General features: G+C 60.3%; 15 protein-coding genes, 1 pseudogene and 2 riboswitches. Of the genes and pseudogenes, 8 read left to right on the forward strand and 8 right to left on the reverse strand.

Annotated elements, in window-relative coordinates; all coding sequences use genetic code 11:
- Nucleotides 1–8: 8 nt before the first annotated feature.
- Nucleotides 9–3719: a methionine synthase gene (gene metH / locus AC1MDT_RS05250; RefSeq protein ID WP_480421023.1), complete on the reverse strand. Its 3711-nt coding sequence runs from the start codon at nt 3717–3719 to the stop codon at nt 9–11.
- 156 nt (nt 3720–3875) lie between these two features.
- On the opposite strand from metH, the pseudogene AC1MDT_RS05255 reads away from it, so the two are divergent.
- Nucleotides 3876–6163: pseudogene (locus tag AC1MDT_RS05255) on the forward strand (fatty acid cis/trans isomerase).
- Between the two features lie 218 nt (nt 6164–6381).
- Nucleotides 6382–6966, forward strand: a complete 585-nt coding sequence (nfuA, locus tag AC1MDT_RS05260; protein ID WP_007898222.1) for a Fe-S biogenesis protein NfuA — start codon at nt 6382–6384, stop codon at nt 6964–6966.
- Nucleotides 6967–7107: 141 nt separating this feature from the next.
- Here nfuA and cobM read toward each other — a convergent pair whose 3' ends face one another.
- The 4 genes from cobM to AC1MDT_RS05280 form a co-directional block, all read right to left on the reverse strand.
- Nucleotides 7108–7854, reverse strand: coding sequence for a precorrin-4 C(11)-methyltransferase (gene cobM, locus AC1MDT_RS05265; RefSeq protein ID WP_480421024.1), 747 nt, complete (start codon nt 7852–7854; stop codon nt 7108–7110).
- Nucleotides 7855–7937: 83 nt separating this feature from the next.
- Nucleotides 7938–8351, reverse strand: coding sequence for a cobalamin biosynthesis protein (locus AC1MDT_RS05270; RefSeq protein WP_480421025.1), 414 nt, complete (start codon nt 8349–8351; stop codon nt 7938–7940).
- Nucleotides 8348–9052 carry a CbtA family protein gene (locus tag AC1MDT_RS05275; RefSeq protein ID WP_480421026.1) on the reverse strand — a complete coding sequence of 235 codons (705 nt, stop codon included), beginning with the start codon at nt 9050–9052 and terminating at the stop codon, nt 8348–8350. Before AC1MDT_RS05275 ends, AC1MDT_RS05270 begins: the two co-directional genes overlap by 4 nt.
- Before the next feature lie 11 nt (nt 9053–9063).
- The gene (locus AC1MDT_RS05280; protein ID WP_480421027.1) at nt 9064–9255 is read right to left on the reverse strand and encodes a CbtB domain-containing protein; all 192 of its coding nucleotides are present in this window, start codon (nt 9253–9255) and stop codon (nt 9064–9066) included.
- 120 nt (nt 9256–9375) lie between these two features.
- Nucleotides 9376–9604: riboswitch (cobalamin riboswitch) on the reverse strand.
- A 176-nt stretch (nt 9605–9780) separates the two neighbouring features.
- Nucleotides 9781–9994, forward strand: a riboswitch (cobalamin riboswitch).
- Between the two features lie 101 nt (nt 9995–10095).
- Between AC1MDT_RS05280 and cobW the strand changes: the two genes are divergently transcribed.
- From cobW to AC1MDT_RS05300, 4 genes are all read left to right on the forward strand, one after another.
- A complete protein-coding gene (gene cobW / locus AC1MDT_RS05285) occupies nt 10096–11157 on the forward strand; it encodes a cobalamin biosynthesis protein CobW (protein WP_480421028.1) in 1062 nt (353 codons plus the stop codon).
- Nucleotides 11158–11160: 3 nt separating this feature from the next.
- Nucleotides 11161–15006 (forward strand): cobaltochelatase subunit CobN, encoded by a 3846-nt coding sequence (gene cobN / locus AC1MDT_RS05290; RefSeq protein ID WP_480421029.1) that lies wholly within the window; start codon nt 11161–11163, stop codon nt 15004–15006.
- A gap of 138 nt (nt 15007–15144) precedes the next feature.
- Nucleotides 15145–16143 (forward strand): magnesium chelatase ATPase subunit I, encoded by a 999-nt coding sequence (locus AC1MDT_RS05295; protein ID WP_480421031.1) that lies wholly within the window; start codon nt 15145–15147, stop codon nt 16141–16143.
- A 119-nt stretch (nt 16144–16262) separates the two neighbouring features.
- Nucleotides 16263–16808, forward strand: a complete 546-nt coding sequence (locus AC1MDT_RS05300; protein ID WP_480421033.1) for a vWA domain-containing protein — start codon at nt 16263–16265, stop codon at nt 16806–16808.
- 189 nt (nt 16809–16997) lie between these two features.
- Here the strand turns inward: AC1MDT_RS05300 and AC1MDT_RS05305 are convergent, their stop codons facing one another.
- A complete protein-coding gene (locus AC1MDT_RS05305; protein WP_480421034.1) occupies nt 16998–18224 on the reverse strand; it encodes an NADH:flavin oxidoreductase/NADH oxidase family protein in 1227 nt (408 codons plus the stop codon).
- Nucleotides 18225–18301: 77 nt separating this feature from the next.
- Here AC1MDT_RS05305 and AC1MDT_RS05310 point away from each other — a divergent pair, with 77 nt between their 5' ends.
- Together AC1MDT_RS05310 and AC1MDT_RS05315 are read left to right on the forward strand one after the other, a co-directional pair.
- Complete coding sequence (locus AC1MDT_RS05310) at nt 18302–18706, forward strand: MerR family transcriptional regulator (protein ID WP_480422708.1); 405 nt, start codon at nt 18302–18304, stop codon at nt 18704–18706.
- A 193-nt stretch (nt 18707–18899) separates the two neighbouring features.
- Nucleotides 18900–19460, forward strand: coding sequence for a magnesium transporter (locus AC1MDT_RS05315; RefSeq protein ID WP_480421035.1), 561 nt, complete (start codon nt 18900–18902; stop codon nt 19458–19460).
- A 32-nt stretch (nt 19461–19492) separates the two neighbouring features.
- On the opposite strand, the gene AC1MDT_RS05320 is transcribed toward AC1MDT_RS05315, so the two are convergent.
- Nucleotides 19493–19810, reverse strand: coding sequence for a cytochrome C oxidase subunit IV family protein (locus AC1MDT_RS05320; RefSeq protein WP_201119715.1), 318 nt, complete (start codon nt 19808–19810; stop codon nt 19493–19495).
- Nucleotides 19811–19828: 18 nt separating this feature from the next.
- On the reverse strand, nt 19829–20542 hold the full coding sequence (locus AC1MDT_RS05325; RefSeq protein WP_480421036.1) for a heme-copper oxidase subunit III family protein: 714 nt from the start codon (nt 20540–20542) through the stop codon (nt 19829–19831).
- Nucleotides 20543–20545 lie beyond the last annotated feature (3 nt).

Below are 20545 nucleotides of genomic sequence, written 5' to 3' on the forward strand. Positions count from 1 at the left end.
AGGCTTACTTAGTTGTCGTAACCCAGGTTCGGCGCCAGCCACCGCTCGGTCACGCTCAACTCCTGTCCTTTACGCGACGTATAGCTCTGCACCTGATCCTTATCGATCTTGCCCACGGCAAAGTACTGCGCCTGAGGGTGAGCGAAGTACCAGCCGCTGACTGCTGCCGCCGGGAACATTGCGTAGTGCTCGGTAAGGAACACACCGCTGCGCCCGGCGTGCATTTCGCTGGCTTCAGGGTCGAGCAAGGCAAACAGCGTGCCTTTCTCGGTGTGGTCCGGGCACGCCGGGTAACCCGGGGCAGGGCGGATGCCGGTGTATTGCTCTTTGATCAATGCTTCGTTATCGAGCGTCTCGTCCTTGGCGTAACCCCAGTAGTCTTTCCGCACCTGCTGGTGCAGCCACTCGGCGCAGGCCTCGGCCAGACGGTCGGCGAGTGCCTTGACCATGATCGAGTTGTAATCGTCGCCGGCGTCCTGATAGGCCTTGGCCACTTCTTCGGCGCCGATCCCGGCGGTGGTGATGAAGCCACCCACGTAGTCGGTCACTTCGCTGTCCTTCGGTGCAACGAAGTCGGCCAGGGAGAAATTCGGTTTGCCGTCGGTCTTGATGATCTGCTGACGCAGGTGATGCAGCTTGGCCAAGGGCTTGCCGTCATCGCCGTAGACTTCAATGTCATCGTCGCGCACCTGATTGGCGGGCCAGAAGCCGAACACGGCACGGGCGCTGATCAGCTTCTCGTCGATCAGCTTGGCGAGCATTTCCTGAGCGTCGGCGTACAGCGCAGTAGCGGCTTCACCGACCACTTCATCTTCGAGGATGCGCGGGAACTTGCCGGCAAGGTCCCAGGAAATGAAGAACGGCGTCCAGTCGATGTACTCGGCCAGCACTTTCAGGTCAATGTTGTCCAGCACTTTGGCACCGGTGAACGTCGGTTTGACCGGCTCGTAGGTGCTCCAGTCGAACTGTGGCTTCTTGGCGATCGCCGCCGGGTAGCTCAGGCGTTCGGTGCGGGCGCTGCGGTTGGCGGTGCGCTCGCGGACTTCGATGTACTCCAGGCGCGTCTTCTCGACGAACGCCGGTTTCAATTCCTTGGACAGCAACTGCGTCGCCACGCCGACGGCGCGGGAGGCATCGGTCACGTAGATCACCGCGTCGTTGCTGTACTTCGGCTCGATCTTCACCGCCGTGTGCGCCTTGGACGTGGTTGCGCCCCCGATCATCAACGGCAGGTGGAAATCCTGGCGCTGCATCTCGCGGGCCACGTGGACCATTTCATCCAGCGACGGCGTGATCAAACCGGACAGGCCGATGATGTCGCACTTCTGCTCTTTGGCCACTTGCAGGATTTTCTCGGCCGGCACCATCACACCGAGGTCAACGATGTCGTAGCCGTTACAGCCGAGCACCACGCCGACGATGTTTTTGCCGATGTCATGCACGTCGCCTTTTACCGTCGCCATCAGGATCTTGCCCTTGGCTTCCGGTTTGTCGCCTTTTTCCAGTTCGATGAACGGGATCAAATGGGCCACCGCCTGCTTCATTACGCGGGCGGATTTCACCACTTGCGGCAAGAACATTTTGCCGGCGCCGAACAGGTCGCCAACGATGTTCATGCCGGACATCAGCGGGCCTTCGATCACTTCGATCGGACGCGCGAACGACTGACGGGATTCTTCAGTGTCTTCCACGATGTGGGTGGTGATGCCTTTGACCAGCGCATGCTCCAGACGCTTGTTGACGTCCCAGTTGCGCCACTCTTCGGTCTCGGCTTCCTTGACGCTGCCATCGCCCTTGTACTTGTCGGCAATGGCAAGGAGGGCATCGGTACCGTGCGGCGTGCGGTTGAGCACCACGTCTTCGACCGCGTCGCGCAGTTCGGCCGGGATCTGGTCGTAGATCTCCAGTTGGCCGGCGTTGACGATACCCATGGTCAGGCCGTTACGGATCGCATACAGCAGGAACACCGAGTGAATCGCTTCGCGCACCGGGTTGTTGCCACGGAACGAGAACGACACGTTGGACACGCCGCCCGAGGTCAGGGCGTACGGCAGCTCGTCGCGGATATAGGCGCACGCGTTGATGAAGTCCACGGCGTAGTTGTTGTGTTCTTCGATGCCGGTGGCCACGGCGAAGATGTTCGGGTCAAAGATGATGTCTTCCGGCGGGAAGCCGACTTCGTTGACCAGAATGTCGTAGGAGCGTTTGCAGATTTCTTTCTTGCGCGCTTCGGTGTCGGCCTGGCCGGCTTCGTCGAAGGCCATTACCACCACGGCGGCGCCGTAGCGCTTGCACAGTTTGGCGTGATGAATGAACTGCTCGACGCCTTCCTTCATGCTGATCGAGTTGACGATACCCTTGCCCTGAATGCATTTCAGGCCGGCTTCGATCACTTCCCACTTGGAGGAGTCGATCATGATCGGTACGCGGGAGATGTCCGGTTCACCGGCAATCAGATTGAGGAAGGTCACCATGGCCTTCTTCGAATCGAGCATCCCTTCGTCCATGTTGATGTCGATCACCTGAGCGCCGGCTTCGACCTGTTGCAGGGCGACTTCCAGGGCCTCGGTGTAATTGTCTTCACGGATCAGACGGGCAAATTTCGCAGAGCCGGTAATGTTGGTCCGCTCGCCGACGTTAACGAACAGCGAGCTGCGATCGATGGTGAACGGCTCCAGGCCCGACAGGCGGCAAGCCTTCGGGATCTCCGGGATTTCACGCGGCGCGTAACCGGCGACGGCTTTGGCGATGGCTTCGATGTGCCCTGGTGTGGTGCCGCAGCATCCGCCGACAATATTCAGGAAACCACTTTGAGCGAACTCTTCGATGACCTTGGCGGTTTCCGCCGGCAGCTCGTCGTACTCGCCGAATTCGTTCGGCAGGCCGGCGTTCGGGTGCGCGGAGACGTGGGTGCCGGCCTTGTTCGACAGTTCTTCCAGATACGGACGCAACTCGCGAGCGCCGAGGGCGCAGTTCAGTCCAACCGAAATCGGTTTGGCGTGGGCCACGGAGTTCCAGAAGGCTTCGGTGGTCTGGCCGGAGAGGGTGCGGCCGGAGGCATCGGTGATGGTGCCGGAAATCATGATCGGCAGTTCGATGCCTAACTCTTCGAACACGCCTTGCACGGCGAAGATCGCGGCTTTGGCGTTCAGGGTGTCGAAAATGGTTTCGATCAGGATCAGGTCGGCGCCGCCTTCGATCAGGCCTTTGGCGGCCTCGGTGTAGTTTTCCACCAGTTCATCGAAGGTCACGTTGCGATAGCCGGGGTTATTCACGTCTGGCGACAGCGAACACGTGCGGCTGGTCGGCCCGATCACGCCAGCGACAAAGCGGGGTTTGTCCGGGGTTTCCAGGGTCTTGGCGTCGGCCACCTTGCGCGCGAGCCGTGCACCTTCTACGTTTAACTCATACGCCAGGCCCTGCATGCCGTAGTCGGCCAGGGAAACCTGGGTAGCGTTGAAGGTGTTGGTCTCCAGAATGTCGGCGCCGGCGTCCAGGTAAGCTTTTTCGATGGAGCCGATCACGTCCGGGCGCGTCAGCACCAACAGGTCGTTGTTACCTTTGACGTCGCTAGGCCAGTCGGCGAAGCGTTTGCCTCGATAATCCTGCTCCTCGAGCTTGTAGCTCTGGATCATCGTACCCATGCCGCCATCGAGAATCAGGATGCGCTCTTTGAGGGCGTGCTTGAGAGCTTGAAGGCGAACACTGCGATCGGACATTTGGACTACTCGGAAAGACCATGACGAAGGGGCAGGATGATAGCAAACCTGTGCGGATTTAGAGCATGCCCTGGTTTTGCATGAATATCGTTCATGTTGGCGTATGTGCCAGACCGGTAGAATCCCCGCGTTTTTTCAGGAATCAGGACCAGGGACATGTGGTATCGCGTCGTCACCGGCATTTTAATGCTGCTTTTAAGCTGGGGTGCCGCTGCGCAAAGTCCGGCCATTTCCTCTGCAATTTCCTACAGCCGCGACATCCAGCCGATCTTTACCGAAAAGTGCGTGGCCTGCCATGCCTGCAATGACGCCGCCTGTCAGCTCAATCTGGGCAGTGGCGAAGGTGCGGCGCGCGGCGCGACGAAAATCCCGGTCTACGACGGCCAGCGCAGCACCGCCGCGGCGCCGACCCGGCTGTTTTATGACGCCTTCGGCAAGCATGCCTGGCAGCAAAAAGGTTTCTATCCCGTGCTTGACGCCCAGGGCAGTCAGGCCGCGTTGATGGCGCGGATGCTGGAGCTGGGCCACAAAACCCCATTGCAACCCAATGCCAAGCTGCCGGAAGAGATCGTCCTGGGCCTGAATCGGGAAAACATGTGCGCCATGCCCGCGCAGTTCGATGGCTACGCCAGCGCCCACCCGAAAGAAGGAATGCCGTTGGCAGTCACAGGGCTGACCGATCAGCAGTACCAGACACTGCAACGCTGGCTGGCGTCCGGTGCGCCAATTGATGAGGAAGGTCTGGTGCCTTCGGCAAGAGAAGCATTGCAAGTGGTGCAATGGGAAAACCTGCTCAACGCCCCGGGTGCGCGGCAAAGTCTGGTGGGACGCTGGTTGTTCGAGCATTGGTTCCTCGCCCATATGTACTTCAAGGAGGGTGAGCCAGGGCATTTCTTCCAATGGGTCCGTTCGCGCACGCCGACCGGGCAGCCGATCGACCTGATCAACACCCGTCGCCCCAACGACGATCCGGGCATTCAGGTTTATTACCGTTTGTGGCCGGTGCAAGGGGTGATCGTGCAGAAAACCCACATCACCTACCCGCTGAGTGCGCCGAAGATGGCGCGGATAAAAAGCCTTTTCTATAACGGCAACTGGCAGGTCAACGCCTTACCGGGTTACGGACCGGAACGTCGGGCCAATCCGTTCGCTACATTCGAGGCGATCCCGGCCCAGGCGCGATACCAGTTCATGCTGAATACTTTGTGCGCACGTTCATTCGTGGCCCGGTGTGCCGCGGGCAGATCGCCACGGACGTGATCCGTGACAACTTCTGGGCACTGTTCCAGGCGCCGGAGCACGACCTTTACATCACTGACCCGAACTACCGTGGCAAGGCCACGCCGCTGCTGGCAATGCCGGGGCAGAACGACGACGTCGGCAGCGTCCTGAGCCTGTGGCACGACTACCGCGATAGACGTAACGAGTACGAAGCGCTGCGCCGCGACAGCTACGCCGATGCACCGGCGCCGAGTTGGTCGACGTTATGGGCGGGCAACGATAACGCTTTGCTAAGTATTTTCCGGCATTTCGACAGTGCCTCGGTGAACAAGGGGCTGATCGGTGACGTGCCGCAGACCCTGTGGCTGTTCGACTTTCCGCTGTTGGAGCGCACGTATTATCAGTTGGTGGTCAACTTCGACGTGTTCGGCAATGTCTCCCATCAGGCGCAGACACGCCTGTACTTCGACCTGATCCGCAATGGCGCCGAGCAGAACTTCCTGCGCCTGATGCCGGCCGATTCCCGGGACCATTACCTCAACGACTGGTACCAGAACAGCGGGAAATTCAAGATGTGGCTCGATTACGAGGCCATCGACGACGAAAAACCGACGGCGCTGAAACTGGACGAGAAAGACCCGAAACGCGACTTCGTCCTGCAATTGCTGGCTCGTTACGGTGAACTCAATGCCACGCCTGATCCGATCAACCGCTGCGACGGCGCGTATTGCTCGCGTCCGAACATCGACCCGGATTTGCAACGTGCCGAACAGGCCCTGAGTCGCCTGACGTCGCGCCCCGCAGCGGGCCTTGGCGTCATCGATCAACTGCCTGAAGCGACGATGTTGCGAATCGAGACCGCGAGTGGCAAGCGTGAGGTCTACAGCCTGTTGCGCAACCGCGCGCACAGCAACGTCGCGTTCGTGCTGGGTGAATCGCTGCGCTATCAGCCGGGGCTCGACACACTGACCATTTTTCCGGGCGTGCTCAGCAGCTATCCAAACTTTATGTTCAACATCCCGGCCGACCAGGTGCCGGCGTTCGTGGAGGCGATGGAAAACGCCAAGGACGCCAATCGCTTCGAGCAAATCGTCGAGCGCTGGGGTATTCGCCGCAGTCATCCACAATTCTGGTTTTACTTCCATGACCTGAGCCAGTACGTACACGAAACCAACCCGGTGGAAGAGGGCGTGCTGGACATGAACCGCTACGAGAATCTTTGAGCGCGGGCGGGTGTCGCCGCATTACCCTTGTAGGAGCGAGCCTGCTCGCGATGGTGTATCAGCAGCATTGATGTCGACTGACACTCCATCGCGAGCAGGCTCGCTCCTACAGTGGGTTTTCGGTGATTTTCCATCTGGCTCTTTCCCGACAAAAATACTAGGACTTTGTGCGGGGCGATGATTGGCGTAAACTGCGCTCAAGCCTGCGAGGAGTTTCCATGACCGCTATTACCATCACCGACGCCGCCCACGATTATCTGGCTGATCTGCTCTCCAAGCAGAACACCCCAGGCATTGGCATCCGCGTCTTTATCACCCAGCCTGGCACCCAGTACGCCGAAACCTGCATTGCTTACTGCAAGCCGGGCGAAGAAAAACCTGAAGACACGGCGCTGGGGCTGAAAAGCTTCACCGCTTACATCGACTCGTTCAGCGAAGCGTTCCTGGACGACGCGGTCGTCGACTACGCTACCGACCGTATGGGCGGCCAACTGACCATCAAGGCGCCAAACGCCAAAGTACCGATGGTCAACGCCGACAGCCCGGTCAACGAGCGCATCAACTATTACCTGCAAACCGAGATCAACCCGGGGCTGGCCAGCCACGGCGGTCAGGTCAGCCTGATCGATGTGGTCGAGGACGGCATTGCCGTGCTGAAGTTCGGCGGCGGCTGCCAGGGCTGCGGCCAGGCCGATGTCACCCTGCGTGAAGGCATCGAGCGCACGTTGCTCGAGCGTATTCCCGAGCTCAAGGGTGTGCGTGATGTGACTGACCATACGCAGAAAGAAAACGCCTATTACTAAGGTGTTCGCTGCGAAATGAAAAAACGGCACCCGTGAGTGCCGTTTTTTTATGGGTTAAATTCATTGGCCCCATCGCGAGCAGGCTCGCTCCCACAGTTGACCGCATTCCAATGTGGGAGCGAGCCTGCTCGCGATGGGGGTCTATGGACGATACAAATGCGCATGCCCCGCGCGATACAGCGATGATTCGCTGAAGTGATCACTGCCCAACACCCGACCCACCAATATCAACGCCGTACGCCGGAATCCCTTGGCTTCAACCTTTCCGGCAATGTCCTCGATCGTTCCCACCACCCAATCCTGGTCCGGCCACGTCGCCCGGTGGATCACCGCAATCGGGCAGTCCGCGCCGTAATGCGGCAGCAATTCAGCCAGGATCTTCTCCAGATGATTCACCCCCAGATGAATCGCCATGGTCGCCCCGTGTTGCGCCAGACTGCCCAGTTCTTCACCGGCCGGCATCGCCGTTTTGTCGGCGTAGCGGGTCAGGATCACGCTTTGCGAGATGTCCGGCAGTGTCAGTTCTGCGCCCAATAGCGCCGCGCAGGCAGCCGTTGCCGTCACGCCAGGAATGATTTCAAACGGGATATCGAGTTCACGCAGATAACGAATCTGCTCGCCAATGGCGCCATACAGGCTCGGGTCGCCGGAGTGGACACGGGCCACGTCCTGGCCGTTGTCATGGGCGGTCTTGATCAGTTCGATGATCTGTTGCAAATGCAGTTCAGCGCTGTTGACCACGCGTTCGGCACGGTGGCCTTCCAACACGGCGGCGGGCACCAGAGAGCCGGCGTAGATGATCACCGGGCAGTTGCGAATCAGCCGTTGGCCTTTGACGGTGATCAGCTCCGGGTCGCCGGGACCTGCGCCAATGAAGTAGACGGTCATCGTCGGTTCCTGTGAGAAAAAGGGGCAGGGCAAGGCTTCAGATGAAGATTGCTCATGATCGAAGGCGAGGATTATCGAGGATTTTACGCAGGCCCGGCCAATGCCAACGTTGCCTGGGCATATTTTTGTCGCGTAATCAGCAGCTTTGCCGGCACCTGAGCCAGTTGTTCGGCCAGGGCCAGGGCGGTACTTTCCGCCACGCCGTAGCAGCCAGTGCGCTCGAACGCGATCTGTGAATGGTGGCTGAGTTGCAGTTGATAGCCCGCCAACTGTTCGCTGCTGAAAAACATCACTTTTAACCCAAGTTGTGTGGCCAGTTCGATCAGGCCAGGTTCATCGCGCTTCAGATCGATACTGGCCAGGGCCTTGATCTCGTGAAGTTGGATTTGATGAGCCTGTAACGCCTGATCGAGTAGCGCCCGCAGCGTGCTGACAGGGCAGCCGCGCTGGCAGCCCAGGCCGACCACTAAAGTCGGCGCTGTGCGGGTATCAGTCATGCGTGGTAGTGGCCATCGCTTTTGCGGCGGAACAACCAGGCGCTGATCAGGCCCAAGGCCAGCCAGAATCCCATGTTGGTCAGCTGCGAAGCGATTTTGAATTGAGCTTCCAGGGCTTGCGGCGCGAGCATCGAATGCACTTCCGGTTGTGGCGCGCCAATCACGTGCGGAACGGCCAGGATCGCCACACCCAGGGCTTTCATCAGCCAATGACGGCTGAATACGATCAGCGCGATACCGACAGCGGTGGAAGCGGCGGTGCCAATCCACCAGATCTGCCGTTGCGCCAGATCGGCAGCGACCGTGCCTGGCAGTTCAGGCGGCAGACCCAGTGTGGGTGCCAGAACGAAGGTCGCATAACCGGCCAGGCCCCAGAGCAGACCCTGAGAGGTTTTGGTCGGTGCACGCAGGGTGTAAAGACCGGCGAGCATCAGGGCAAAACCGACGGCAACCACCAGGTTGCCGCCCGTGGTCGACAGCACACGCTGCCAGCCGTCTTCCGGCTCCCAGGCCTCTGCATCGTGGGTGTGGCCGGCCATGGCGGCACCGGCGTGTTCATGAACTTCAACGGCTGGCGCGGCTTTCTCATAGGTTTCCGCCTGAAGAATCAGCGGAGCCACCCAAAAGCTTTGCAGCAAGGTCAGTAGCAGGGCGGCCAGCAGCCCGGTAAAACCTGCGGTTTGCGCAATACGCTTGATCATGTCAGCAGGTCTCAATGGCACGGGAAAGCGGAGCTGTGACGGGTATCGTGCGCAGCGTTGTGCACCGCAGCAATGTGCGAGAAACCGGCGAAGTACACAAGGCTAGCGCCAAGAATCGACGCACACACGGCGGCGATCAGGCGTTGGCTCAGGGTTGTGGTGGTGCTGGCGGTGCTGTGGTTGGTGCTGGTGATGGTCGACATGGCGCTTCCCTCTGGTCTGTCGGCAGGTGGATAGAGCGCATGGAAAACCCCTGCGAGTCGGGCACGCAGACGTTCAAACAGCGCCCGCCCACCGCGGGTTTGTTATTCAGTGAACGTAATCGTCACTTTGTGTTGCGGGCCGGTCTCCGGGCTCGCGAGGGGCTTTGGCGTCAGCCGAAACCTGCAAGAATCACCTTCCCATGCCGAACTGCTGGCACAGTGGATTTGATTCTTCACTCGCTTACCGTTGCGGGGGCAGCACCGGACTGACATGGCTTTAGAGTAAAGCACATGATTCACCGGTTTCCCGTTTCACCCTGTGAAGGGCACCCGTAACAAGGTGCGTAGGAGAGCATGGGTGGGGGATGGGCGTCAATTGGCAAAGGTTCTCAACTCGGGACCGAGGTGAGTTCTTCGCGAGCAGGCTCGCTCCCGCAGGGGAATGCGATCACCTGTGGGAGCGAGCCTGCTCGCGAAGGGGCCGGTGCAGGCGCTACAAGACATTGACCCGCCCCCACACCATGCGTAGCCTTGCGCTTTCGAGGTTCTTCGGCGGTTGCCGAAGCTAAGAAGGGAACGCGGTCAATGCCGCGGCTGCCCCCGCAACTGTGAACGGTGATGTTCGCTGCCACGCCACTGCAAACCCAGTCCAACGGGTTCGCGGGAAGGCGCAGTGAATGCCAGGCCAACGGCCCGGCGCACCGTCAGCCAGGAGACCTGCCTCGATACAGATTCTCACTACAACCGGGCGGGGTGATCCGATGGCGAACTCTTCAGGCACGCGCGTCCGCGTTGCCGGTCGTCGTCCCGTTTGCCCGCCACCTTGCCAAAGGGCATCCGATGAAAACACTGGCCAAACTCCCCGTCACCATCGTTACCGGCTTCCTCGGCTCGGGCAAAACCACCTTGCTGCGGCACATGCTCGACAACGCTCAGGGCCGCCGTATCGCGGTGATCGTCAATGAGTTTGGCGAGTTGGGCATCGACGGCGAAATCCTCAAGCAATGCGCGATTGGTTGCACCGAAGAAGAAGCCAATGGCCGCGTCTACGAATTGGCCAACGGCTGCCTGTGCTGCACCGTCCAGGAAGAATTCTTCCCGGTGATGCGCGAACTGGTTGCCCGTCGCGGCGATCTCGACCACATCCTCATCGAAACCTCGGGCCTGGCCCTGCCAAAGCCACTGGTTCAAGCCTTCCAGTGGCCGGAAATCCGCAGCGCCTGCACCGTTGACGCGGTCATCACCGTCGTCGATAGCCCGGCCGTGGCGGCGGGCACTTTCGCTGCATTCCCGGACCAGGTCGACGCCCAGCGCAAACTCGATCCGAACCTGGACCACGAATCGCCACTGCACGAACTGTTTGCCGACCAACTGGCGAGCGCCGACCTGGTGATTCTCAACAAGGCCGACCTGATCAGCCCTGCAGACCTGGCTCGCGTGCGCCTGGAAGTCGCCGAAGAACTGCCGCCCGCGGTGAAAGTCATCGAAGCCAGCAGCGGTCGCGTACCACTGGACGTGTTGATCGGCCTTGGTGCCGGCTCCGAAGAACACATCGACAGCCGTCACAGCCACCACGACCATCACCATGAAGGCGAGGACGATCACGACCACGACGCCTTCGATTCCATTTCGATTGAACTGCCGCAAGCCGACGAAAGCCTGTTGATGGACGCGCTGACCCAGCTGGTGGTCAAGCACGGCATCCTGCGGGTCAAAGGCTTCGCCGCCGTTCCGAACAAACCGATGCGCCTGCTGATCCAGGGCGTGGGCACGCGTTTCGACAAGCATTTCGACCGTCAGTGGGGCGCTGAAGAAGCGCGCACCACGCGTCTGGTACTGATCGGCCAGGAGCTGGACGCCGCTCAACTCGAAGCGCAACTGCGCGCTGCGCTCAGCGTTTAAGCCATGCACCTGCTCAGGACCCAGCCCGGCGGTTTCGTGTCGGATGACAACATTGCCGACCTTGGACAAACCCCCGCCGAGCTGGTGATCCTGTGCAGCGGCGATTCCAGCCTCGCGCTGCTCGCCGAAGCCGCGCAGCAATTGCCCGACGATTACCCGAGCGTGCGCCTGGCAAATCCGATGCAGGTGCAAAATCATGCGTCGGTCGACCTGTATGTCGACGAAGTGCTGCGCCACGCCAAGGTGATTCTGATCTCTTTGCATGGCGGCATCGCTTATTGGCGTTACGGCGTCGAGCGGCTGGTGGAATTGTCCCAGCGTGGCGTGCAGTTGATTCTGGTGCCGGGGGATGACCGCCCCGACCCTGAACTCAGTGACCTGAGCACCGTGGCTGCCAGCGATCGGGACCGGCTCTGGCAGTTTTTGCGTCAGGGCGGCATGAGCAATGCCCTGGATTTTTTCCGCTGCGTGGCCAATCGTTGGCTGGGTCGCGACTATAGCTGGGCCGAGCCGCAAACCCTGCCGCGCACCGCGATCTACCACCCGCACAAAAGCCCCGCTGAACTGAGCGATTGGCAAGCCGACTGGCAGGCCGGACAGCCGGTGGCGGCGGTGCTGTTTTATCGCTCGCACTTGCAGGCGGCAAACACCGGTTTCATCGATATTTTCTGCCAGCGCTTGCAGGCAGCGGGGTTAAACCCGTTGCCCATTGCGGTGGCCAGTTTGAAAGAACCCGGCTGCCTGACGGTGGTCGAGGACCTGTTGGATGAAGCCTGCGCCTCGGTGATTCTCAATACCACCGGCTTCGCCCAGTCCAGCCCCGAAGCGCCGCACTTGCGGCCGTTTCGCCGCAATATCCCGGTGATTCAGGCGATCTGTGCCCAGGACAACGAACCCGGTTGGCGCGCCAGCGAACAAGGCCTCGGTCCACGAGACCTGGCGATGCACATCGCACTGCCGGAACTGGATGGGCGGATCATCAGCCGGCCGATCAGCTTCAAGGACCTGGCCTGGCGCAGCGAGCGCAGCCAGTCGGACGTGGTGTGCTACCGGGCGCAACCGGAACGCATGGATTTTGTCGCTGAACTGGCGCGGCGCTGGATCGACCTGGCGCGCGTACCGAACGGCGAAAAGCGCATTGCGCTGATCCTCGCCAATTACCCGACCCGTGACGGGCGCATCGGCAATGGCGTTGGCCTCGACACACCCGCCGCGGCGCTGAATATCTTGCAGGCGCTTTATCAAGAAGGTTATCCGCTACCAGCCGAGTTGCCCGACAGCGGTACCGCGCTGATCCAGCAATTGCTCGGTGGCGTCAGCAACGACCTCGACACCCTTGATCAGCGTCCCTGCCAGCAAAGCCTTGCGCTGGACGATTACAGCCGAATGTTCAACGCCTTGCCCGAGGCCAATCGCCAAGCCGTGCTCGAACGCTGGGGCACGCCGCAAAACGATCCGATGTTCCGCGGCGGACGGATGATGATTGCTGGTCTGCGCTTTGGCCTGACGTTCGTCGGCATTCAACCGGCGCGCGGTTATCAGGTTGATCCGAGTGCGGTCTATCACGACCCGGACCTGGTGCCGCCCCACGGGTATCTGGCGTTCTACTTCTGGCTGCGTGACACCTACGGTGCCCACGGCGTGATTCACGTTGGCAAGCACGGCAACCTCGAATGGTTGCCGGGCAAAGGTGTCGGGCTGTCGGAAAATTGCTGGCCGGACGCGCTGCTCGGGCCGCTGCCGAACATCTATCCGTTTATCGTCAACGACCCGGGTGAGGGCGCCCAGGCCAAGCGTCGCACTCAGGCGGTGATCATCGATCACCTGATGCCGCCACTGACCCGCGCCGAAACCTACGGGCCGCTGCGTAACCTCGAACTGCTGGCCGATGAATATTACGAAGCGCAACTGCTCGATCCGCGCCGTGCCCGCGAGTTGCAGCGCGACATCCTGCAGCTGGTGCGCGATACGCACATCGACCGCGAACTGCAGCTGGACGAAAAGCTCGACAGCGATGCCGATGCAGCGATCTGGTTGCCGCGTCTGGACACCTACTTATGTGACTTGAAAGAGTCGCAGATCCGCGATGGCCTGCACATCTTCGGCGAATCGCCGACCGGGCGTTTGCGCATAGACACATTGCTGGCAGTGCTGCGTATTCCCCGTGGCGATGGCCGTGGTGCGCAGTCGAGTTTGTTGCGGGCGTTGGCCAAGGCGTTCGAATTGGGCTTCGATCCGCTGGATTGTGCATTGGCCGAACCCTGGACCGGACCTCGCCCGGATGCTTTGTTGTCGATGAACGACGAGCTCTGGCGCACGGCGGGCGACACCCGCGAACGCCTGGAACTGTTCGCCGCTCAACTGATCTCCCAGACGGTGAATGATCCCTGTAGGAGCGAGCTTGCTCGCGATGGTGTGTCAGCCAGATTAATATCGACTGACACTCCGCTTTCGCGAGCAAGCTCGCTCCCACAGGATTTTGTGTGGACTGATGTTAGCGACATCCTCGACCACCTGCGCGAAGTGGTCGCTCCACGCCTCGACGCCTGCGGCCCGGCAGAAATGCGCGGCTTGCTGGACGCCCTGAGCGGGCGTTTCGTCCCGGCCGGCCCGAGCGGTGCTCCCAGTCGGGGTCGACTGGACGTGCTGCCCACCGGGCGCAATTTCTACTCGGTGGACGTGCGCAACCTGCCGACCACTACCGCATGGCGCATCGGTTTCCAGTCAGCGAACCTGATTCTTGAGCGACACTTGCAGGACCATGGCGATCACTTGCGTCAGCTCGGCCTGTCGGTCTGGGGCACCGCGACCATGCGCACGGGCGGCGATGACATCGCCCAGGCCATGGCGCTGATGGGCGTGCGCCCGGTCTGGGCCACTGGCAGTCAGCGCGTCGACGATTTCGAGATCTTGCCGTTGAGCCTGCTGGACCGTCCGCGCGTGGACGTGACCCTGCGCGTCTCCGGGTTCTTTCGTGATGCCTTTGCCAATCTGATCCGCCTGTTCGATGCCGCCGTGCAAGCGGTGGCCGCATTGGATGAGCCGGATGATGTGAACCCGTTGGCCGCCAAAGTGCGTGCGGAGCGCGAGGGGTTGATGCTATCGGGTCTGGATGAAGACGCGGCCAGGCGTCAGGCCGGTTGGCGTATTTTCGGGGCCAAACCCGGTGCTTATGGCGCGGGTGTGCAAGGCGCCATCGACGGTCGCCTGTGGCAAAGCCGCGAAGACCTGGCCGAGGTGTATCTGACCTGGGGCGGCTACGCTTATGGTGGTTCCGATGAAGGCACCGACGCCCGAGACCAGTTCGCCCAACGCCTGAGCCAGGTGCAAGCCGTGCTGCAAAACCAGGACAACCGCGAGCATGACTTGCTCGACTCCAATGACTATTACCAGTTCCAGGGTGGCATGCTCGCCGCCGTGGAAAGCCTCAGCGGCAAAATCGCAGCCAGTTACCATGGCGATCACAGTCAGCCGGATCTACCGAAGATTCGTACCTTGAAGGAGGAGCTGAACCGGGTGATCCGTTCCCGGGCGGCTAATCCGAAGTGGATCGACGGCGTGAAGCGACACGGCTATAAAGGCGCCTTTGAACTGGCGGCGACGGTCGACAATTTATTTGCGTTCGACGCCACCACGCAGCTGATCGACGATCACCAATACGCACTGCTGGCCGATGCCTATTTACTGGATCCGGCGACCCGGGATTTTGTTCGAGAGCATAATCCTCACGCGTTGCGCGACATGACCGAGCGGATGCTGGAAGCGCAGCAACGGGGGATGTGGCAGGCGCCGGGCGAGTATCGTGAGGCGCTGGAGAATTTGTTGCTCGATATAGAAGAAGAGACCTGACACTTTCCCCTGTGGGAGCGAGCTTGCTCGCGAAAGCGGTGGATCATTCAAGATTGATGTTGTCTGACACAGCCCCTTCGCGAGCAGGCTCGCTCCCACATTTGTAGATAGATCACCGACCATGACCGAGATTTAATAATGACCGACACCCCCCATTTCCCGCTCTCCGCCGTGGTCGGCGCCGATGACCTGAAGCTCGCGCTCTGCCTCACCGCCATCGACCCGAAAATCGGCGGTGTGCTGATCGAGGGGCCGCGCGGCATGGCCAAGTCCACCTTGGCCCGCGGCTTGGCGGACCTGCTGGCCAGCGGCCAATTCGTCACCTTGCCACTTGGTGCTACCGAAGAGCGCCTGGTCGGCACCCTCGACCTCGACGCTGCCCTGAGCGAAGGCCGCGCACAATTTTCCCCCGGCGTCCTGGCCAAGGCCGACGGCGGTGTGCTCTATGTCGATGAAGTCAATCTGCTGCCCGATCATCTCGTGGACCTGCTGCTCGACGTGGCCGCCAGCGGCACCAACCTGATCGAGCGCGACGGCATTTCCCATCGGCATTCGGCGAAGTTCGTACTGATTGGCACCATGAACCCGGAAGAGGGCGAGTTGCGTCCGCAGTTGCTTGACCGCTTCGGCCTGAACGTCGCCCTCAGTGGCCATACGGCGCCGGCCGAGCGTGGCCAGATCATTCGCCGTCGTCTGAATTTCGACAGCGATCCTCAACGTTTCTGCGCCGATTGGGAGAGCCAGCAGCAGTCGCTGCGCGAACGTTGTGAGAAGGCGCGCCGCGCACTGGCGAGCATTCCCCTTGACGATGAAGCGCTGGCACACATCACCGAGCGCTGTTTTGCCGCCGGTGTCGACGGCCTGCGCGCCGATCTGGTCTGGTTGCGCGCTGCCCGTGCCCACGCGGCATGGCGAGGTGTGAATGCAATCGCCGAAGCAGATATCGACGCGGTCGCCGAGTTCGCCTTGCGCCATCGTCGCCGCGAACAGACGCCACCGGCACCGCAACAAAACCAGGCACCCTGCGGCCAAAACGCCAGCCCAAGCGAAGGCCAGGGCAATTGGGGCGAGATGCCCGCCCAGGCGTTGCCGGTCGGTGCTCGACGTGAAGTGCCGAGCTGGCCAAAAAAGCCCTAGGCATTCGCCCGCGATCTGATGCGGGGGCGAATGCCAAACCCCGTGCCGGACGGCTGGACAACGGTAGACAGGGCAAGCGTCACGCTGCGCGTAGTGGACCGGTCAATTGGCCCGGTACATTGTTGAACGGCCGCCCGCGGCAGCGCGACGAAGTGTTGTTCCATCTGCGCACCCGTTCGCCACACGAACTGTGGCTGGTGATTGTCGATGCCTCGGCTTCAACTCGCCGCCATCAGGCGTTGAGCGATGCCAAGGGCCTGCTGGCGCAACTGTTCGACGACGCCTATCGCCAGCGCGCCCGCCTGGCCTTGCTGACCGCCAGCGGCCATGCACCAACGTGGCAGGTGCAAGGATTGAAAGCGTCCGCCGGGTTGCGCGACTGGCTGGACAGGCTGGGCGCGGGCGGCGGTACGCCGTTGCTGGCCGCGCTGGGTGAGGCGGGGGGCTGGCTGGTGAGACGACAGAAGCGTTTTCCAGCGGAAAAGCAGCGACTGTTGTTGATCACCGATGGCCGTTTGAAGGCGTGGTCGATGTTGCCGGCGCTCGAATGCCCGGGGCTGCTGATCGACATCGAACGCGGCCCGATCCGGCTTGGACGCGCGAAGCAGTTGGCATTAGCACTGCAAGCCGATTATCGGCATATCGACGAGCTGGTTTCAGGCTGAATTCTTTGCTGTCTATGCTGCCCTCATCGCGAGCAAGCTCGCTCCCACATTAGTCCGCGTTCTATCAAACATGGAGATCAACTGTGGGAGCGAGCTTGCTCGCGATGAGGGCCGGTCAGTCGAAGCCACCATTGAATGCCAGATAGCTAATGCCCCGAACAACCCCGCTGGGGATCTTCGTCAACTCGATCACCTCACTCCCATCGCCTGGCGGTACTGTCGAGTACGGCGTCTGATGTACAACTGATCAAGAATCAACGCCAGCAACGCTGACACCCCGGGCCGGGTCTTGCGCCCACGGCTCAGGCGGTGGAGCTGGAACTTCACCACCGCCATGTTCGCCAGTGCGGCCAACGGTTTGCGTTTCCAGCGAATCGGCGGCAGCTGCGGATGACTGTTCTGGCCGAGGCGCCAGTGTTTAACCAAGTCAGGTTCGAGCGCCAGGGCGGTGCCGATCCCGGCCATGGCGACGCCACTGTCGAGCACCTGTTCAACGATTGCCAGGCGCCGAATCCCGCCTGTCACCATCACCGGCATGCGCGCCACACTGGCCAGCTCACCGGCCATCTCCAGAAAATACGCCTCTCGCGCCAGCGTGCGCCCATCCCGTGCTTCACCTTGCATGGCCGGTGCTTCGTAGCTGCCGCCGGAGAGCTCCAGCAGATCAATCTGTTGGTCGTTGAGCCACTGGATCACTTGCCGCGCATCGTCGGCATCGAAGCCGCCGCGCTGGAAGTCTGCGGAGTTGAGCTTCACTGCGACGCAAAACTGCGGCGACACCGATTTGCGCACGGCGCTAACCACTGCCAACAGCAGACGCGCGCGATTTTCCAGCGAGCCGCCCCATTGATCAGAGCGTTGATTGGTCAGCGGCGACAGGAACTGACTGAGCAGGTAGCCGTGTGCGGCATGAATCTGTACGCCAGTGAACCCGGCTTTTTCCGCCAGCGCTGCGCTGGTGGCGAAGCGTTGAATGACACCTTCGATATCGCGCTCGCTCATGGGTTTGGGCTCGGCAAACATCTTCGAGAACCCGCCCAGATCCAGCGCCACCGCCGAAGGTGCCCACGCCTGTTGGCCGAGGTTGGCCATGGTTTGGCGGCCGGGATGGTTAAGCTGTATCCAGAACTGCGCGCCCCGGGCCCGACCAATGGTTGCCCACTGGCGGAAGCGTTCAAGGTGCCGCTCGTCTTCCAGGACCACGCCACCGGGACCGGTCATGGCGCGGCGGTCGATCATCACGTTACCGGTCAGCAACAGGCCGGCTTCGCCTTCGGCCCACGCCTCATAGAGCTGGAACAAAGCCTGCGCCGGAGCCTGCTCGGTGTCAGCGAGGTTCTCTTCCATCGCGGCTTTGGCGATGCGATTGCCGATGGTCTGGCCGTTGGGCAAATTCAGCGTTTGGAAGGGCGACATGCTTGACTCCTCATTAGTGAAGAGCAGAGGCTAAGCTTAAAGTTAACTTTAATGTCAAGCAGGTAAATCAGGCCATGATGAAGATTGGTGAATTGGCACAGTTGAGCGGTTTAAACCCGTCGCGCATTCGGTTTTACGAGGCACAAGGCCTGATCCGTCAGGTAGAGCGCCAGGCCAACGGTTATCGACGTTATCCGCCGCAAGCGTTGCAAACCCTGGAAATCATCCAGTGTGCCCAGCAGGCCGGCTTCAGTCTGGAAGAGCTAAAGCGGCTCTTGCCGGACGTCACGACGGGCGCGTTCAAGCGCGACGAACTGGTGGCGGGCCTTGAGCGTAAAGTCGAGCAGATTGAAGTGATGCAACAGCACCTGGCGCAGAGCAAGGCGAAGTTGCTGAGAGTGATCGAGGACATCCAGGCACGACCGGAAGGTATCGCCTGCGAGGCGAATGCCGAACGGGTGCTGGCGTCACTCAAGCATTAGGCAGGGCTGCAACGTTCACCGATGCACTGACTGGTCTTGACGTAGCCTGATCTGCATGCTAGCGGGTGCTATACTTCTTGCAGATTGCATGAAGTGGGCAACGTTCCCCACGGTACAGAGACCGACTGCAAATCTCAGTTGACGGCTGCCGGACAGAGGAGGTCTGCAGCAAACACGAGATGGGAGGTGTGGCATGAATCGACACTATTACATCAGTGACAATCTCAACGATCTTGAAACCGTTGAGTATGAATTGGAAGCCAGCGGCATCAACTCCGAACAAATTCACGTGCTCAGTGAAAAAGTGGCTGATGTAGAACAACATCACCTCCACGAGGTTAACTCGTTAATGAAACAAGATGCTGTTCACTCGGGTGAAATTGGTGCGGTGGTCGGTGTGCCACTCGCGGTGCTGGTCCTTGGAGGCGCCTATTGGATGGGCTGGACCGAATCCGCTGCCGGCTGGGTGCCTTTTATCTTCCTTGCCGTTGTTATATTTGGCTTCTGCATCTGGGAAGGTGGATTGTTTGGTATCCAGGTGCCGAACGCTCACTTCCGCAGCTTTAAACAGGTCGTAGAAGAGGGCAAACATATCTTCTTCGTGGATGTTGAACCGAATCAGGAATCGGTTTTGGACCGGGTAATCGAACATCATCCAAAGCTGACTATCGCCGGCACGGGAACGGCAGCCCCTCACTGGACAGTGGCCTGGCAGCACAAATGGCATCAGTTCAAGCGAGTGATATCGGGCTAGCTCCTGGAGACTCAAGGCCATCCGAAAGCTGCTTATTGGCCAAAGAAAATGACCCGGCTGAGGTAAACATAGTCTGCCTCGGTGGCCATCAATCCGACGAGCACCAGTAAACACAAGGGTGGCACCAATATCGCGTAGACCATGGCCAACCGTTCCCAGGCCATATGCATGAAGATGGAGACAATTAAACCTGCCTTCAACAACATGAGCGTGATAATCAGGGACCACCTGAGGTAGCCCTGGAAGTGAAAATAGTCGACAAGATACGACAGCGTACTGAGGACGAATAACAGCCCCCAAATTTTAAGGTACAAACTGATTGGATGTTGCTGACCCTGAGCATGTGCCATCATCCGTGCTCCTCTGACCTACCACAAATAGAAGAAAGCAAAAATAAACACCCACACCAAGTCCACGAAGTGCCAGTAAAGCCCGGCTATCTCGACGATCTGATAGTTTCCGGAGCGCTCATAATTTCCGCGCAATACTTTCAGCGCCACAATGGTGAGGTAGATGACGCCGATTGACACATGCAGTCCGTGGAAACCGGTGATCATGAAAAAACTGGCACCAAATTGCGCCGCCCCCATGGGGTTCCCCCAGGGGCGCACCCCCTCTGCGATGAGTTTGCTCCATTCAAATGCCTGCATGCTGACGAAGGTCAGACCCAAGGCCGCGGTCGCCAGCATCAAGGCCGTTGTTTTCGCCCGATCACGGCGATAGGCGAAATTAACTGCCATGGCCATGGTACCGCTGCTACTGATCAGTACAAAGGTCATGATGGCGATCAGAATAAGTGGGATTTCTCGACCGCCGATCGTCAATGCGAACACTTCACTGGGGTTCGGCCAGGCGGTGGTGATGGTCATGCGTACCGACATGTAGCCGGTTAAAAAACAGGTGAATACAAACGTATCGCTGAGCAGGAATATCCACATCATCGCCTTGCCCCAAGGCACCTGCCTGAAAGCCTCTCTGTCCGAAGACCAGTCGCTGGCAATGCCCGGCCATCCCGGTTCCGGCGGCGAACTGGGTGGATTGGATAAACTGGGCTCACTTGGGGCTGATGGGTGCGATGCCATGGC

It is taken from the genome of Pseudomonas sp. ASL7 (assembly GCF_056680375.1).

What these genes read in the sequence shown, in the direction of transcription:
- AC1MDT_RS05270 (WP_480421025.1), bottom strand. Translation starts at nt 8,351, where the DNA reads ATGACTGATACCCGCACAGCGCCGACTTTAGTGGTCGGCCTGGGCTGC.
- cobW (WP_480421028.1), top strand. Translation starts at nt 10,096, where the DNA reads ATGAAAACACTGGCCAAACTCCCCGTCACCATCGTTACCGGCTTCCTC.
- AC1MDT_RS05325 (WP_480421036.1), bottom strand. Translation starts at nt 20,542, where the DNA reads ATGGCATCGCACCCATCAGCCCCAAGTGAGCCCAGTTTATCCAATCCA.
- AC1MDT_RS05320 (WP_201119715.1), bottom strand. Translation starts at nt 19,810, where the DNA reads ATGGCACATGCTCAGGGTCAGCAACATCCAATCAGTTTGTACCTTAAA.
- cobN (WP_480421029.1), top strand. Translation starts at nt 11,161, where the DNA reads ATGCACCTGCTCAGGACCCAGCCCGGCGGTTTCGTGTCGGATGACAAC.
- AC1MDT_RS05280 (WP_480421027.1), bottom strand. Translation starts at nt 9,255, where the DNA reads ATGTCGACCATCACCAGCACCAACCACAGCACCGCCAGCACCACCACA.
- metH (WP_480421023.1), bottom strand. Translation starts at nt 3,719, where the DNA reads ATGTCCGATCGCAGTGTTCGCCTTCAAGCTCTCAAGCACGCCCTCAAA.
- cobM (WP_480421024.1), bottom strand. Translation starts at nt 7,854, where the DNA reads ATGACCGTCTACTTCATTGGCGCAGGTCCCGGCGACCCGGAGCTGATC.
- nfuA (WP_007898222.1), top strand. Translation starts at nt 6,382, where the DNA reads ATGACCGCTATTACCATCACCGACGCCGCCCACGATTATCTGGCTGAT.
- AC1MDT_RS05315 (WP_480421035.1), top strand. Translation starts at nt 18,900, where the DNA reads ATGAATCGACACTATTACATCAGTGACAATCTCAACGATCTTGAAACC.
- AC1MDT_RS05310 (WP_480422708.1), top strand. Translation starts at nt 18,302, where the DNA reads ATGAAGATTGGTGAATTGGCACAGTTGAGCGGTTTAAACCCGTCGCGC.
- AC1MDT_RS05305 (WP_480421034.1), bottom strand. Translation starts at nt 18,224, where the DNA reads ATGTCGCCCTTCCAAACGCTGAATTTGCCCAACGGCCAGACCATCGGC.
- AC1MDT_RS05275 (WP_480421026.1), bottom strand. Translation starts at nt 9,052, where the DNA reads ATGATCAAGCGTATTGCGCAAACCGCAGGTTTTACCGGGCTGCTGGCC.
- AC1MDT_RS05295 (WP_480421031.1), top strand. Translation starts at nt 15,145, where the DNA reads ATGACCGACACCCCCCATTTCCCGCTCTCCGCCGTGGTCGGCGCCGAT.